Genomic DNA, 16969 nt, shown 5'->3' with positions numbered 1-16969 from the left:
TTAGCGGGGAGTACCTGAAGAATCTCTCCGCTTTTTATTAAATTTTTATATTTACAAACACAATTTTTTTTATATAATACAATAATATAAATAATGTTAGGATAAATAAAAATGTTTAAGAAAATTATTTTATTACTTATATCTTTATTCATACTTTCATGTACATCTTCTTTGGGAAGTTCTGGAATGAAGTTTAAAGACAGAGCGGGTACTTATGAGAGTAAAAATAAAAATATTATAGTTACTGTTTCAAAAGAGGATAAGCAGAATCTTAAAATAGTTGTTTATGCATTTAATGGTATTACAGTTAATAGCGAGACTTTTGATATTACTTCAGTTGTAACTACTGGTAATTTTACTATTAAGTCTAAACTTAATAGCTCATATACATATATACTTAATTTTTATGGAAATACAAGTTTACTTTTTAGTGTGAGAGATTCGGTAAGCTATAAAATATCAAATGTAGAGTTAAATAATTCAACTAAATAAAAATAATTATATTTATAGGCAGTTTAATTCTGACTATTTTTTTTTAAATAAATTTTATATATTGTTTACTTAATTTATTTTATTAGTATAATTATATTATAAAATTATTTATAAGAATTATATACTATGAAAAATACTATATTTATTATTTTATCAATGCTTCTAGCAGTGTTATTATTAAATACTTGCAATAGCCGTTTTAATCCTAGATATTATTATCAGGAGATGTCAAGGTCTAATAGTGATATAAGCGGTGATACAGATGAACCAGATATAGGAGGAGAAGGCATTTTAAGTGATGCAGAAGATCCTTTTAAAACTGGCGAATGGAATAATGATGATTATGGAGGTTTTACTCTTGATCTTGACAGTGAATATGTAATAGCAGCTTCTTTCGGACTTAAAAATGAGCCTACATACATGCTTATTAAAGATGATACTTGGAAGCCTCTCGATTTGTCAAGAAATGAATATTATTATGACGGAACTAATACAAAAGCTGCAGGTTTTACTGTTACAAAAGTAAAGTATTATATGTATAAAAATATGAATCCTACTTTTTCATCAACAAGTGCATATAATAAAAGCGATAGACTTGAAAGATTTTGGTTTTATCGTTTTACTGGAAGTGCAGGTCTTGATACTGATAATTATTTAATAGCAATAGACCGTTATTCAAAATTAGTATTTGCCTTTGCCATACCTACAAAATGGAAATTAATTTTTGGAATACCTGCTCCTATGGAGTGGGGTGCAGTGGAACTTGGATGGGAGGCCAGTGCTGATAGTGCCACTTTAAATGAACAGAATAAATTTGCTGTTGAAGGGCTTACTTATTTTTATGAGTATGACCCAGTAGGTATAGTTCATTCTGATGGTACTATAGAAATATATCCTTGGTGTACTTTATCTATAGCTAATGACAATAGTTATGCTCCTAGACTTGACGGAAGTCCTACCGATTTGAAAAGAAATGTAGCAAGCAATGGAAGTCCTGGACGCTCTCCTTATTTGCCCATGAAGATAGTTGAGAAAAATAAAATAGCTTTGCAGGTTCAGGATTTGCAGATACAAAATATTAGTGCTCAAAGTTTATCAAAAAAACTTGGCGGTGCATCAGAGTATTTAAATTATGCAGGTTTTAGTTATGATATAAGACTTAGTTATAATTTAAATACAGATACTATTAATTATAATGTAATTGCTTCAAAAGGTAAGCCTAGTTTATTCTTTGATTCCTTGACCACAGTAAATGTTGGTGAAAGCAAGAGCATACTTTCTACAATATATACTCTTGATGTGCAGTATGATGATAGCGATGAAATTTATTTTTATTTAGATGCTTCTATTACAATGTATGACAGAACTTACAAAATACCGCAAATTGATTCTGCTTCTATTTTGATAGAGCAAGATAAGCCTTTGATAAAGTTTAGATATGATAAAACTCAGGATATGTTTGTATTTGATTCATCTTCTGGAGATGTTTCTGATGTTTCATTTGATAGAACTTTTACTCTTAAAAAAGGTGAAACTAAACAATTTGAGATTACAATAAATAATTCTTCAATCGGTGCTAATGAAGCGTCTGGAAGTATAAAATTAATATATTCTTTAACTTATTAAAGTGTATAATTTTTTTATAATAATATTAAGTTTTTTTAAAAAATTATAAAAAGTAAAGTATATACTGTTTATTTTCTTTAATAAATGGCTTATTTTTAAAAAAAAATTTGTTTAACTATAGGCTATACTATAATTTATTAAGGAAGTATTTATGTATAATGATTTTTATAATAATAACCTGCAATTTAGTAATGCCGATTTAGTAGACGAAAAACAAATATTAGCCTCTATTATATCAAACGGCATATCTTTAGAGAGGGCAAATACTATAGTAGATAAGTTATATTACAGCTTTTATAATTTATATAATATAGTTAATGCTTCAGACAAGGAGCTTTTGAGAGTAAAGGGTCTTAATGATAAGAAGATAAAACTTATAAAGAGCATACCTTCTATTTTAGAATACTATTTATTAAGCAGCTTAAAAGCGGACACGCCTAATTTTAAAAAAAGAGATTTGATAAATTATCTAATAATAAAATTAGGAAAATTAAAATTTGAAACTTTTTCTATTGTTTGTTTAGACGTAAATAAAAAATTCATATCAATGGAGCATATATTCAGAGGAACTATAGATTCAGCTACTATATATCCTAGAGATTTAGTAGAAAAATCATTATCTTTGGGGTCTAGTTATGTAATAGTATCTCATAATCACCCATCCGGTATAGCAAAACCTTCTAAAGAGGATATTAATATAACGAATGTACTGTATAAAGCATTTAAAATGGTTGATATAAAAATGCTTGATCATATTATAATTGCCGCTAATTCTTATTACAGTTTCAGAGAAGACGGAATGTTTGATAAATATAAAAATGGTGCGGAGGTTTGATTAATGCTTACTACTAATTTGAAAAAACCTTTTTACAATAATATTGTCAGCGACAGCAAAACCGAAGATGATAAAAATAATGAAAGACCTATTGAAGATGAGGAATTAATATCTTCTGTTGGTAAAAATATACGTGCTATAAGAAAATCTCAAATGAAAACTATATCAGAAATAGCAGAAGTGTCTGGGATATCATCAAAATATTTACAAAGTGTTGAGGTTGGAAAAAGAAATATATCAATAACAAATCTCAATAAAATAGCAAAAACTTTGAATGTGCCAATTGCTGTACTTTTTAGTTATGATCATATTGAGAAAACTAAAAAACTTTTATGTATAGCAAATAAACTTAAAAATTATTCTATAATGCAGTTATCAAATATAGACACTATTATAAAGGATTTGAAAAATATTATAGATTGATTTTTATTGATGTATTAGATATATGCAATAATTTTTTGCATATATCTAATATGAATTTATTATACATACTGTGATTTTATATATAGTGATATTATTATATAATAATTCAAAATAATATTTAAAACTAAAAAAATTAATTTTTACAAAATATAATTGTTTGGGTATATACTATATAAAAATTAATATTTATGAAAAATAAATAATGCTATCAATTTTTTTAATATTTCCGAAAATTAAAAAATAGATTTATTTTTACATAAATATTTAAATTTTAGTTTTATTTAATAGAGTATATTTTAAGGAGAGATGTTTATATGGCAACAACAGGAGCTTTTCTTGATGAAGTATATCAAAATGCAGTAGAAGCTGAAGTTAATAAGAGAAGTACCACGCTTTCTAATTTGGCTGATAATGCTAAAGATTATCAAAGAGAAATTTCGGCATATGAAGATTTGAAAGCCAGATTGGATACTCTTTCTACAGCTTCAAAAGAGCTATATGGTTTTCGTTCTCCTTTTAGAAATTTTGTTGGTACTGGAGACGGTATTCCAGATTATTTTACAGTTACTGCAAATAGACTTGCTAATACCACAACATATGATATAGCTATAAGAGATATAGCAGCCAGTCAGAAATTTTCTTCAAAAGCATTTAATATGGCAGATACTTTGCCTGCTGGTAAAATAGTATTGAAAATAGGGGAAGAGGAAACAACTATAGATTTTGCAGGCGGAAGTTTGGTAAATTTGCAAAAAGCTATAGATAAAGCATTTGGAAAAAAGATAAAAACTACAATAACTCAAAAATCAAGAACTTTACAGGTTCTTACTATAGATTTGGTAAAAACTGGTTCTAAAAATATAGTTGAAGTTGTAAGCGATGATTCAGGCATATTAAAAGAGCTTAATATGTTTACTAGAAGACCTTACAGATATTTAGGTCATATATTTAATCAAGAGCTTTTAAGTAAATGGGAAGATGAATCAGATAATTTAACTACAAACTATATGGTAAAAAATGACTTTATAGTTCTTCAAGGTGAGAATAAATTATCACTTCCTTTGCATAGAGAGGCAGAGGCTAATGAAAATATTACTTTATCAATAACAGCCAGAGTTTCAGATTCATTAGACGATGCAGAAGAGCCTCCTATTATGCCTCCTACAGTGGATTTATCTATACCTGATACAGGTGTAACTTTTAACAAAATAGACAGTGTAATATATAAAGATGTTGAACTATACGGAGAAGGTTTATCTCCTGCAGACAGTTCAAGAACATTTGAAGATATAAAAAAATATAAAGAAGCATTAGAAGCAGAACGTAAAGCTAAAGAGGGAGTGGAAGCAGAAGCCCCGGAACCAATAGACGCTACTGGATTTAATGCTGAAATAATAGGAGTAAAATATATTAATAAGGCAGGCGATGAAGTAGAAAAATTCTTTGCTTTGCCTACTATAAGTTCATCTTGGCAGAGACTTAATATACCTATAGGCGGTCAGTTTGAAGAGGGAGATGTTATAACAGAGGTTGTTTTAATAAATAAAAATGCAGGATACAATGTATTTTATAAAGATTTGCTTATAGAAGATATGGGAAGAGAGGAAGATGCTCCTAATTATCTAATATCTGAAGCAACTGATGCCAGAGCTTCAATCGATGGAGTTGATGTACTTAGTGATAGTAATGAGTTTAATGATGTGGTAAACGGACTTAATATAACAGCTAAAAAAGTTACTCCTGAAGCATTTGCCACTACTATTGAAGTTGATAAAGAAAAGGTAGTTGATGGAATAGTAAATTTTATAAGTGCATACAATGATGTTATTGACCTTTTAAATGATACCACTCAAAGACCTCTAAGCAGAGATATAAGAGACGGTATTGAAAATATGAACAGAACTGAGCTTATAGATTTGGCTACTACTTTGGGTGTAGAATATAATCCGGAGATGGCAGATTCCGCTTTAAAGAAAAAACTTTATTATGTAGGAGTATTCAGCGGAAATACTCTTGTAAGCACTATATCGCAGCGTATAAGAATGATTGTTGCTGATTCTTATGAAACAGAATATGGAGAAGAACTTGCTCTTCTTGACCAAATAGGTATAAACAGAGGAAATGCAGGAGAAGAATGGTCTAAGGTTAAAAAAGGCTTTCTACAGGTTGATGAAGAGAAGTTTATGAATAAAATAGAAACTCAGATGGACGGTATAGAAGAGCTATTCTCTAATGATATAACAGGAGATGATATACCAGATACTGGTGTTGCCTATACTATGAGTGATTTTGTAACACCTTATTCTCAAACTAGAGGTATTGTTGAAAACAGTATTATGATGACAAGAAACCGTATGGAAGACAATAAAAAAAGAATGGACGATGAGAAAGACAGAATAGAAGAATACAGACAACAGAGACTATCTTCTTATTATCAAATGCAGGCTGAACTTCAGCAGGCTGAAAGAGAGAGAAAAAGACTTGAATCTTCTCTTAATCAGAATGCAGGCGGAAATTAATCTGTAATTATAATATTATGAAAAAATTGGGGCTTGTACTTGGCGGCGGTGGAGGAAGAGGTGCTTATCATATAGGCGTTTGGAAATATTTAATAGAATCGGGTATATATGATAAAGTGTCTGCTATTTCTGGGGATTCTGTAGGAGCTTTGAACTCCTGCCTTTTTGCTATGAACAATTACAATATGGCTGAAAAAGTATGGAAAGAAGAGATAAAAACTAAAATACTTACAGCAAAGAAACTTAAAGAGTATTTTAAGATTAATAAATCTTCCCTATTCGGTATATTTTCAAGAGAAGGGTTGCTTGAAATTATAGATAACTATATAGATCTTAATATTATTTCTAATTATCATTTTAATATATATGCTTCCTGTTCAGAGTATAAAGCTCCTTTTTTTATAAAGCCTAAATATTTTAAGCTAAATGGCAGCTCTAATGAAAGAATAAAAAAAATACTTCTTGCTACTTCTGCATTAATTGCAGTTTTTCCAATAGAAAATATTGATAATCATTATTATATTGATGGTTATTATTCCGATGACTGCCCTATATCTCCGTTATATGATTATGAAGACTGTACTGATATTATAGTTGTTCATTTGGATAAAAGAAAACATGTTAAGAAAAAAGATAATATTAATGTGTATGAAATATATCCTTCGAAAAACTTGGGGAACTTTTTTAATGGGGTTTTGGATTTCTCTCCTGAAGGTGCTTCAAGAAGAATAGAGCAGGGCTATAATGATGCCAAAAAGTATTTATCATTTATGGCATCAAAAAATAATGTATAAAAATACTATTTTTCTCTTTAATTAACATAATTTAGTTATCATAATATATTTTAAACTATTGCTTTTTACATATTTACAAAAATCATGTTTTTTTATACATTAAAAATATTGACTTTTATTAATAATTCTATTATCATAAAAGCCATTAAAAATGATGTGTAAAAATATAGTAAGGTTATGGGAATGAACACTAGGGGTAAGTCTAAAAAGAAAATTAAGGAAAATGATAATCCTTTTTTAAATCTTAATGCAAATGCAAAAGAAAATGATGAGCTTGCAAAGGCTTCTATCAAAACTATAGCAAACAGTGTTGTTATCACAGAAAGCGATAATAAGAGAATAGATAGAAATAAAAAAGAGGAATCCGCTCAAATAATAGATCCTTCGCGTAAGAATTGGCTTTATTATACCAGATCTCCTTTAATGGATAATTACAGAGATAATCTTTATAGAGAATATTACAGCCTTTCGGTTCTTTTATCTTTAAGGGGGGATAACAATAACGAAAGAACATTAGGGCTTTCTTTAAAATTAATAGACTTAGAAAATAAAAAAGAGTACAGAGTAGGGGAGCTTGAGAGTTTCTTATTTTCATGTGTTATAGGCGATAAACAAAGCATAGAAGATATTGAAAAAACTATAGAGCTTGAAGATTTTAGTAAATCAGAGGCTAAATTAATAAGATTTTTAAATAATTTGTATGCTGAGGCTAAACAAATACAGGAAAACGGCAAATTATGGTTTAAGGACTATAATGCATATCAATGTTTGCTATTATTAAAAGATGTTCCAAATATAAGGCTTGAGAGTAGAGTTATAACATTCAGCGATGAAATTTTAAACTTACATTTAGAAAGCTATTATAACGAAGAAAAAGATTTAGTGCTTAATTTGAGCATCAAAGATGTTGATTTAAATAGAGTATATACATTTGGGGAGAACTGTGATTTTATACTTTATAAAGATATTTTTTATGAAACTAATCCGTCATACCCTAAAATAAAAAAGAATATTTTTAAAGACAGCATAATAGTAAAAAAAGATTATATAAAAGATTTCTGTTCAAGAGTACTTCCTAATCTTAAAAAAGACTTTGATGATATAGAACTTCCAGAAGATATTAGAGAAAATGATATATTAGCTTTTCCAGCTCAAGCATTGGTATTTTTGGATTATGACGGCACTAATGTATTTTCAACTATTAAATTTAAATACGGTTCTTTTACTGTTGACCCTTATTCTGGTAAGTTTACAAGCAGTAATATGTTTGATAATGAAGTTACAGAGATTTACAGAGATACTGAAAAAGAAGAATATTTCTGCAGAACATTATCAAAATATTTGGAAAAGGTAGGAGATTATACTTTTGCTACTTCAGATGATGAGAAGATATTTTATTTATGCTACAAAATACTTCCGGCACTTCAGGATAGAGGCTGGACTTGTTATTACAGCGAATCTTTCAAATCATTAAAATTGAATGTTAAGCCTCTTAAAATGAGAGTTTCTTTAACTAAAGATATTAACTTCTTTGAGATTAATTTTTCTTTTGAAGGTGTTAAAGAGCTTCATGATTTATCAGATATTGTAAGGGCTGTAAAAGTAGAAAATAAAGAATATATAAGACTTCAAAATGGTTCATTTGTACCTATAGATTTGGAAGTAATAGATTATATTGCAAAGATGTTTAAAGAAAATCCTATAGAGCAAAAAGAGGATAACAGATACTTGCTTCCTATGTTTAGTGCTCCTTATTTTGCCGATATGCTTGAAAAACACAGCGGAATAGAGCTTGACTTGGACGATAATGCAATAGACACAATAGCGAATATAAAAAGGGTAGATTATGACGAAACACCTCCAAAAACTATAGTAGGAGATTTCAGGAGCTATCAATTAGTAGGGTATAAATGGCTTAGAAAATTGGCTGATATGTCATTAAACGGTATACTTGCTGACGATATGGGGCTTGGAAAAAGTTTTCAGACTATAGCTACAATACTAAAAGAAAAAGAAAACGGCAATAAACTTACTTCTTTGGTTGTTGCTCCTACTTCATGCGTTGCTAATTGGGAATGCGAGATTAAAAAATTTGCTCCTTCTCTTGAAGTAATAGTATTATCAGGAAATTTAAAAACTAGAATGAAAAAGATTAAAGCAGTCAGCAATTATGATGTTGCTGTAATATCATATTCTACATTAAGACGCGATGTAAAGGCACTTAGTGAAAATGAGTTTAATTATCTTATACTAGATGAGGCACAGCATATAAAAAATGCTAATACTCAGAATGCAAAAATGGTTAAAAGTTTAAAATCATTAAAAAGACTTGCTCTAAGCGGTACGCCTATAGAAAACAGTATAAGCGAGATGTGGTCTATGTTTGATTTTCTTATGCCGGGATTTTTGGGTAAGCATAAAGATTTTGTTGAAGATTATGAAGCTCCTATACTTGCAGGATTAGATAGTTCAAGCGAGGCTTTGGATAATTTAAAGACAAGAATAGCTCCTTTTATATTAAGAAGATTAAAAACTGATGTACTTACAGATTTGCCTCCTAAACATACTGTTGTAAGCTACTGCGATTTGACAAAAGATCAAAAAGAACTTTATATGTCTATACTTGAAGCTGCTAGAATAGAAATATTTGAAACAGTTAAACGTAAAGGTTTTGCTCAGTCTCATATAGAGATATTTTCAGCATTAACAAGGTTAAGACAAGTTTGCTGCCACCCTAGACTTATGCATGATGATTTGAGAGGGGAGAGTCATACAAGCGGTAAGTTTAACATGTTTATAGAGATGATAAGAGAGGCTATTTCAGGCGGACATAGTGTATTGGTATTTAGCTCATTTACTAGAATGCTTAATCTTATGCGTAGTGCTTTCAAGAAATTGGGAATAGATTATTTTTATTTGGACGGTGCTACAAAAGACAGAATGGATTTAGTTCACAGATTTAATGCAGGAGAGGCACCTGTATTTTTACTAAGCTTAAAAGCAGCAGGTACTGGACTTACTTTAACTCAGGCGGATACTGTAATGCATTATGATTTATGGTGGAATCCAGCTGTTGAAGATCAAGCTACTGACAGAGCGTACAGAATAGGACAAAAACGCGTTGTAACTAATTATAAGCTCATAACAAGAGGCACTATAGAAGAGAAAATATTAGAACTTCAAAATAAAAAGCGAGTACTAATTGATACTGTTGTAGGTGACTCTATGGGAGACATAAATAAATTAAGCTGGGACGAAGTAAAGAATCTTATTAATTAATTTAGTTAATAATTTTTTAATACTAAAAATTTTTAAGTTTGTCAATTTTTTACTCAACTTTTGGCGAGGCTCGCAGCACACCACATTGGACTTTGTCAAAGTTGCTGCCAAAGGCACGCTTCGCGAAAGTGCAAATTTAAAAATAATACTAAATAGTAATAACCATGTTTTACATGTATAATAAATTATTAAATTTAGCTGAAATATAACCTTTCGCTGCTGAATGCACGCAGAGCGGTTGGCTAGTCCCAACAATTATAAATAAAATTAGTTTTTAAATAAGTCTAATATAAAAATTATTTTTTATGATTATTTTCTTGACCTGCATACTTCTACAAACATATCAAAAATATTCTGCATTTTTACACTTTTAGCACTCATTAATTCTGGGTGCCATTGTACTCCTAAAATAAAAGAATCTTTTTTCTTGTATTCTATAGCTTCAACTATTCCGTCCTTTGAAGCAGCTGTAACTTTAAAATCTTTAGCTAATTTATCTATAGCCTGATGATGAAAGCTATTAACCTCTGAACTCTCACCAAGCATATCATAAATAATACTATCTTTCACTATTTGTATTTTATGTGTGGCTACATGATATTCTGCAGTTTGGCTATGAAGTATATTTGTATTTCTTTGAGCAGGTATATCCTGTATTAAAGTGCCTCCAAAATATACATTTATAACCTGTATTCCTCTGCATATTCCAAGTATTGGTTTATTCATTTCAGCAGCATATTTCATCAATTTAAAATCAAAGTCATCTCTTTCAGCAGATATAGTACCGATTTTTTCTATAGGCTCTTCATTAAATCTAAAAGGGTGAACATCAACACCTCCAGTCATTATAATACCGTCAACATTTTCAGCCATTTTCTTTATTATTTCTTCGTCTTCTGTAATAGGCATTAAAAAAGGCACTCCTTTTGACCTTATAACAGAATCAACATATGAACGATTAACAAATGCTTTTGGTATAGAACTATTTTCATATAAGAGATTTCCGGATAAACCTATAACAGCCATAATACAATCCTTAAAAATATTTGTGATATATATTAAAACAAAATAATTTTTTTACAAGTTATAATTAATATAGTTGAAATAATTTCCAAATGATATTATTTTTTATTTATTAAAGTTTAGGAATAAAGATGATAAATGATAGATTAAATAATGATAAATTAACTAAAGAAGAAGTAAAAATTAGTAAGTTCATAAGTATGGTATTGAGGCACAGACCGGAGTATATAGGTCTTAAATTATCAAAAGACGGATGGGCTAATGTTTATGAACTAATAGAGAAAATAAAATCAAAAGGAAAAAATATTGATAAAGATATACTTGATAGAGTGGTGCTTTATAATGATAAAAAGAGATTTAGTTTTAATGAAAATCATACTTTAATAAGGGCGAATCAAGGACATAGTATAGATGTAGATTTAGAGTTTGAAGAAAAAGAACCTCCAGATATTTTATTTCATGGAACTTCAATTAATAATATAGACAGCATAAAAAAAGAAGGTATTAAAAAAATGAAAAGACTTCATGTCCATTTATCATTAACAGAAGATATTGCCAAAAAAGTTGGAGAGCGTCATGGAAAACCTGCTATAATAAAGATTAATGCTAAACAGATGTATGAAGACGGTATTAAGTTTTATTTATCAGAAAATAAGGTTTGGCTTTGTGATTATGTAGATTCAAAATATATTTTAGGTATTATTGAATAGAAGTTTTAATAAGAATGCATTCAAAAAACATTGGTTTTATTTATATTTTTCACTTACACAACGCACGTTATATAGACTAAAAATTATGTACACATTAAAATAACATAATTTTTTATATAAATATAATGCCGCTAACCGTGCGTTAATTATGTTTTTATAAGTTAAATAAAATTTGGGCGGGTGTGCTTTTTATAAATAGATATAAAAAAATAAATATGCTTTGATTTTTAATTGACTTATAAACTATAAAGGGCGGGGATTAAAGTAAATTTAAATCTATTAAAATTCATTATTTTTAATTATATATTATTTATTAACATAATATAGTTGACATAATTATATATTGACTTATCATTAAATATATATTGATAAAAAAAGAGAATAAATATTTATGAAGAAGAATATTTTTATAATAATTTTTATTGCTAGTATATTTTTATTTTCATGTTCTGCTAATAATAAAACATCTAATGATGGTATAGTAGTTTCTGTAGGAGGAATGCCAAGCAGTTTAGACCCAGCATTTGCTAAAGGCATAAATACAGCAGTTTACATAACACATACTTTTGAAACATTAACTCAAAGAGATGAAGACGGCACTATAATTCCTGCACTTGCTGAAAGCTGGGAGGCTATGAGCAATAATACTGTTTATATATTTTATTTAAGAGATAATGCAAAATGGTCGGACGGCAAAGAAGTTACAGCAAATGATTTTGTTTATACATTAAGAAGATTAATAGACCCGAAAGTTGCTTCTCCGTTTTCTTTAGGTTTTGATATAATAAAGAATGCTCAGAGTATAATGAAAGGAGAAAAGAGTTTAGAAGAGCTCGGAGTATATGCATTAGATGATTATACTTTGAAGATAGAACTTGATATACCGCTTCCATATTTTGAAGAGGCTATGGCTAGTGATATTGCTTCGCCTGTGAGAAGTGATATTATAGAAACTTACGGAGAGGATTGGGCTTTGAGTAAAGATCATTATATCGGAAACGGACCTTATATAATAACAGAATATGATGAGGCTGTAAAAATAGTGATGGAGAAAAACCCTTATTATTGGGATAGAGATAATGTAAAGGCTCAAAAAATTACTTTTGAGTTTTTGGAAGATGTGAATACTGCTGTTGCGGCAATTTATGCAGACAGTATATTATTTTATCCAGAGGCTCCAGAAAATGAAAGAGCTTCTTTAATAGAGCAGGGTATAGGAAGAGAGGCAGATATAACATCTATTGCCTACTATATGGTAAACTTGAAACGAAAACCTTTTAATAATCCTTTGGTAAGAAAAGCATTGGCACTTGGAATAGACAGAAACTATATAGTCAATAATGTTTTAGGCGGCGGCAGAGTTGCTGCTGACGGATTTGTGCCTATAAATGTAAAAATAGGAACTAATTATTTTAGAGAGCATGCACCAGAATATATTTCTCTAAAAGAAAGTGATTATCAGAAAAATATTGAAGAGGCTAAAAAACTTCTTGCAGATGCAGGATACAGCGATATAAAAAAATTCCCTATTATAGAATTAATAACAACTACTAATCCGTCATCTTTATTTGCTGCAGAAGCTATTCAAAACATGTATAAAAATAATTTAGGTATAGATTTAAAATTAAGATATGAAGAGCCCACATCATATTTGCAGTCAATAAAAGACGGAAGTTTTCAAATGATTAAGGCTGGTACTAGTGTAGCCTATAATCAGGCTGCTGGTTATTTAAGACTTTTTCAGCTTGACGGACTTGGTAATGACGGCGGATATACTAATGCAGTTTATGATTATTTAGTTGATATTGCTATGACTAATGCTAACGAAGATATAAGAATAAAAGCAGCATATGATGCAGAACGCATACTTATAGAAGAGGATATGGCTATAATACCAATATATTATGATAAGGCTACTGTTATGCAAAGCAAAAAACTGCATGGTGTAAAATACGATATATTTTCTGTGTATGATTTTAGAAATGCTTATATAGAATAGAATATATATAGTTAATACTAATATGCAATATTTTAATGATTTATATATAAATTTAATTGACATTTTAATTGTATAATGTATAATTCATTTACTATGATATTAAAAGTAATTTCTTATATTAAAGACAAGTCTACAGTCTACAGTCTACAGTCTACAGTCTACAGTAACTAACAATAATTTATTTGTTATTTCTTTATTATTCATAAATAAATATTTTTATATTTTTTTTATATCATATAAAGCAATACATCTTTTGGTATTGCATTCAAAAAAATTAATTTCTCAAATAATTGGTTATAGCTCGAGATATAACTTTTTATTAATAAAAAAACAAATAGGAGTAAAACAAAATGAAAAAAATTTTACAAATGGTTTTAGTTTTAACAGCTTTAACTTTATTTTCAACAGCTTGTTCAAAAGTAAGAACAACAAATTTAATAGGTACATACAAAAACGGTTCATCAACTATGTCTGTTGGCTCAGAAGGATCTGTATCTTTTAGTATTGCTTCAGATGCCGCAGGAGTATTAGCATCATTAAATGGTGTATATGGAGAATTAATACCTTGGGATTTAACATCTGAAAAACAATCTTATGATTACAGTTTTGAAACTGAAAAACAAGTGTATATACCTCCTACAGATGGCTCAGGCTCTGGTACTTATGATAATTATAAAGTTAATGTTAGTCTTAATTTTACTAAAGATAATGAAACTGTTAATTGTAAAGTAACTATTACTGTACCAGAAGGAAAAGGCGAAAGCGGCAGTGTAACTTTCAGTAAATAATAAAACTTTTTATTTTCTTCTGTATTGATGGGGAGGGTAATTCCTCTCCATTTATATTAATTTTAGTATATATATAAACAAATATAGTTTATCAAAAATTAGTTTTTATATTTTTGTTATTTTCAGTGGCTAGCCCTGCATAACTTCCACTTCTTTTGTGATGCTATCCTCTTTCGGGAATTACGCCTGCGGATATAAAGCAGTAACAGCCCGAATCTCTATGTCCTTTGGAAACCATAGTTCTTTTATGATGTCTGTCAGTCCTCATTGAAGGAAGTACCGTTATGTATGGAGTGCTGATGTAATACTTGAATAAAAAACTAAAAAAAATCATTATATATTTTAGGATTTTTTCTATAGAATTTTTTTTATTTTTAATATATAGTTATAGAACATTTTTAATGTTATTTTCATTACAAATAACAAATAATTTGAGAGGGATAATTTAATGTCAGAAAATCAAAATAATTCTGAAAATACGCAAAATGAAAAAAATACTAGTGCAGAAAAAGAAAACAGAAAAGAGAAATTAAACACATTAAGGAATATGGGTATTAATCCTTTTCCAAACAGCTATGATGTAACTTATAAGTCTCATGATATAGCAGAAAAATTTGATGAATTAGAAAAGAATCAGACAGAGGTATCCATTGCTGGAAGAATTATGCTTTACAGAGTAATGGGTAAATCTTCATTTTTAACTATAAAAGATTCTCAGGGTACTATTCAGGCTTATATACAAAGAGATAAGGTAGGCGATGAGTTTTATAATACAGTATTTAAAAAGTTAATAGATATAGGCGATATAGTAGGCATTAAAGGTACAGTTTTTAAAACTAAAACTGGAGAGATAACAGTATATGCAAGCGAATTAAAACTTCTTACTAAATCTCTTAATCCTCTTCCAGAAAAATTTCATGGACTTACAGATACAGAACTTCGCTACAGACAAAGATATGTTGATTTGATAATGAATGATGATGTAAAAGAAGCATTTATCAAACGTTCAAAAATGATATCAGCCATAAGAGAAGTAATGATAGAGCATAATTTTTTAGAAGTAGAAACTCCTATGATGCATCCTCTTATAGGCGGAGCTAAGGCAAAACCTTTTGTTACGCATCATAATACTTTGGATATGACTCTTTATCTTAGAATAGCACCAGAGCTTTATTTAAAAAGATTAGTAGTAGGCGGTTTTGACAGAGTATTTGAACTTAATAGAAATTTCCGCAATGAGGGAATATCTACAAGACATAATCCAGAGTTCACTATGATGGAAGCGTATATGGCATATGCCAACTTTTATAAGGTTATGGAATTGGTAGAAGATGTTTTTTCTAAAGTATGCTATAAACTAAATGGAAAATATACTTCGGTGTATAAAGATTATGAGATTAACTTTAAGCCTCCATTTGCAAGAGTTCCTATGGTAGATTTGGTTAAAGAACATTCTGGACTTGATTTTAATGCAATAGAGTCAGATGATGAAGCAATAGAAAAAGCAAAATCAATAGGTGTAGAAATAGATACTTCAAAAACTAAACCTACAAAATGGGAAGTTATGGTTGCTGTATTTGAAGACAGAGTTGAAGAAAAATTAATACAGCCTACATTTGTTATTAATTATCCTAAAGCAGTTTCTCCTCTTTCAAAATCATATCCTGACAATCCAGATATCACAGAAAGATATGAACTATTTATAGGAGGAATGGAGTTGTCTAATGGTTTCAGCGAACTTAATGATCCAGTGGATCAAAAAGAACGTTTTGAAGAACAGCTAAAAGCTAAAGCAAGAGGCGAAGATGAAACTATGGATATGGATTTGGACTATATCAATGCCTTAGAATACGGACTTCCTCCTACAGGCGGTCTTGGAATAGGTATTGACAGAATGGCTATACTATTCTTGAATGCTGCTAGTATTAGAGATACTATTCTTTTCCCTCAAATGAGAAAATCAGATCAGTAATAATAGATTGCTATTAAAAATAATTAAAAGGAATATCATTTTTTGGTATTCCTTTTTTATTATTAATATGTTTTATATATAATAAAGCAGCATTAAAATATTAAAGGATAAAAAATGAAAATAATTTATTTTGTTTTTATTATTACTCTTTTATTTTCTTTTAGTAATTGCAGTAATAAAAATAATTCAAAATTAAATAGTAAACCAAGAGAATATAAAGTGTTTGAAGGAGATTTTATATGTCTCACAGGATCATCATATTTTATTGATTATGCTTCTTCAAGCAATTATCAGATTCCAGCTGAAGGAGAATATTATAATCTTGAAAGAGAGTTTTTAAGTTTTAATTTTGAAGGTCCTACAAAAGTTTATCTCAAGGCTGAGGGATATTTAGAAGAGAGAGAAGGCAGAGAAAAAAGTACTACAGAAACATTTTTTATAGTTACAAAAATTATCTTGTTTGACACTAATAGGGCTTCTTCATTATTATAATATTATAATTTGTTTTT

Annotated in this window: 13 protein-coding genes; 12 read left to right on the top strand and 1 reads right to left on the bottom strand. The window is 29.0% G+C overall.

From position 1 onward, the window contains the following. Positions 1-111: 111 nt before the first annotated feature. The 7 genes from BMUR_RS03715 (at position 112) to BMUR_RS03685 (ending at position 9968) form a co-directional block, all read left to right on the top strand. Entirely contained in the window at positions 112-492 is a 381-nt protein-coding gene (locus tag BMUR_RS03715) for a hypothetical protein (protein ID WP_013113262.1), read from the top strand. A gap of 126 nt (positions 493-618) precedes the next feature. After that, complete coding sequence (locus tag BMUR_RS03710) at positions 619-2118, top strand: hypothetical protein (protein WP_013113261.1); 1500 nt, start codon at positions 619-621, stop codon at positions 2116-2118. A gap of 151 nt (positions 2119-2269) precedes the next feature. Further along, positions 2270-2953, top strand: coding sequence for a JAB domain-containing protein (locus BMUR_RS03705; protein ID WP_013113260.1), 684 nt, complete (start codon positions 2270-2272; stop codon positions 2951-2953). A 3-nt stretch (positions 2954-2956) separates the two neighbouring features. After that, the gene (locus tag BMUR_RS03700; protein WP_013113259.1) at positions 2957-3376 is read left to right on the top strand and encodes a helix-turn-helix domain-containing protein; all 420 of its coding nucleotides are present in this window, start codon (positions 2957-2959) and stop codon (positions 3374-3376) included. 314 nt (positions 3377-3690) lie between these two features. Then, positions 3691-5895 (top strand): flagellar filament capping protein FliD, encoded by a 2205-nt coding sequence (gene fliD, locus BMUR_RS03695; RefSeq protein WP_013113258.1) that lies wholly within the window; start codon positions 3691-3693, stop codon positions 5893-5895. Between the two features lie 17 nt (positions 5896-5912). Beyond that, positions 5913-6689: a patatin-like phospholipase family protein gene (locus BMUR_RS03690; protein WP_013113257.1), complete on the top strand. Its 777-nt coding sequence runs from the start codon at positions 5913-5915 to the stop codon at positions 6687-6689. A 183-nt stretch (positions 6690-6872) separates the two neighbouring features. Next, positions 6873-9968, top strand: a complete 3096-nt coding sequence (locus BMUR_RS03685; RefSeq protein WP_013113256.1) for a DEAD/DEAH box helicase — start codon at positions 6873-6875, stop codon at positions 9966-9968. A 309-nt stretch (positions 9969-10277) separates the two neighbouring features. On the opposite strand, the gene BMUR_RS03680 is transcribed toward BMUR_RS03685, so the two are convergent. After that, positions 10278-10994 carry a gamma-glutamyl-gamma-aminobutyrate hydrolase family protein gene (locus tag BMUR_RS03680; RefSeq protein WP_013113255.1) on the bottom strand — a complete coding sequence of 239 codons (717 nt, stop codon included), beginning with the start codon at positions 10992-10994 and terminating at the stop codon, positions 10278-10280. A gap of 128 nt (positions 10995-11122) precedes the next feature. Here BMUR_RS03680 and BMUR_RS03675 point away from each other — a divergent pair, with 128 nt between their 5' ends. The 5 genes from BMUR_RS03675 (at position 11123) to BMUR_RS03655 (ending at position 16952) form a co-directional block, all read left to right on the top strand. Continuing rightward, a complete protein-coding gene (locus tag BMUR_RS03675) occupies positions 11123-11701 on the top strand; it encodes an RNA 2'-phosphotransferase (RefSeq protein WP_013113254.1) in 579 nt (192 codons plus the stop codon). Between the two features lie 391 nt (positions 11702-12092). After that, the gene (locus BMUR_RS03670; RefSeq protein ID WP_013113253.1) at positions 12093-13700 is read left to right on the top strand and encodes a peptide ABC transporter substrate-binding protein; all 1608 of its coding nucleotides are present in this window, start codon (positions 12093-12095) and stop codon (positions 13698-13700) included. Positions 13701-14050: 350 nt separating this feature from the next. Then, positions 14051-14488 (top strand): hypothetical protein, encoded by a 438-nt coding sequence (locus BMUR_RS03665; protein WP_013113252.1) that lies wholly within the window; start codon positions 14051-14053, stop codon positions 14486-14488. A gap of 448 nt (positions 14489-14936) precedes the next feature. Then, on the top strand, positions 14937-16460 hold the full coding sequence (lysS, locus tag BMUR_RS03660; protein ID WP_013113251.1) for a lysine--tRNA ligase: 1524 nt from the start codon (positions 14937-14939) through the stop codon (positions 16458-16460). A 114-nt stretch (positions 16461-16574) separates the two neighbouring features. Beyond that, positions 16575-16952, top strand: coding sequence for a lipoprotein involved with copper homeostasis and adhesion (locus BMUR_RS03655; RefSeq protein WP_013113250.1), 378 nt, complete (start codon positions 16575-16577; stop codon positions 16950-16952). Positions 16953-16969 lie beyond the last annotated feature (17 nt).

It is taken from the genome of Brachyspira murdochii DSM 12563 (assembly GCF_000092845.1).
Lineage (GTDB): Bacteria > Spirochaetota > Brachyspiria > Brachyspirales > Brachyspiraceae > Brachyspira > Brachyspira murdochii.
Note: the sequence above shows the minus strand (reverse complement) of the source record. Positions and strands in the feature narration are given on the sequence as shown.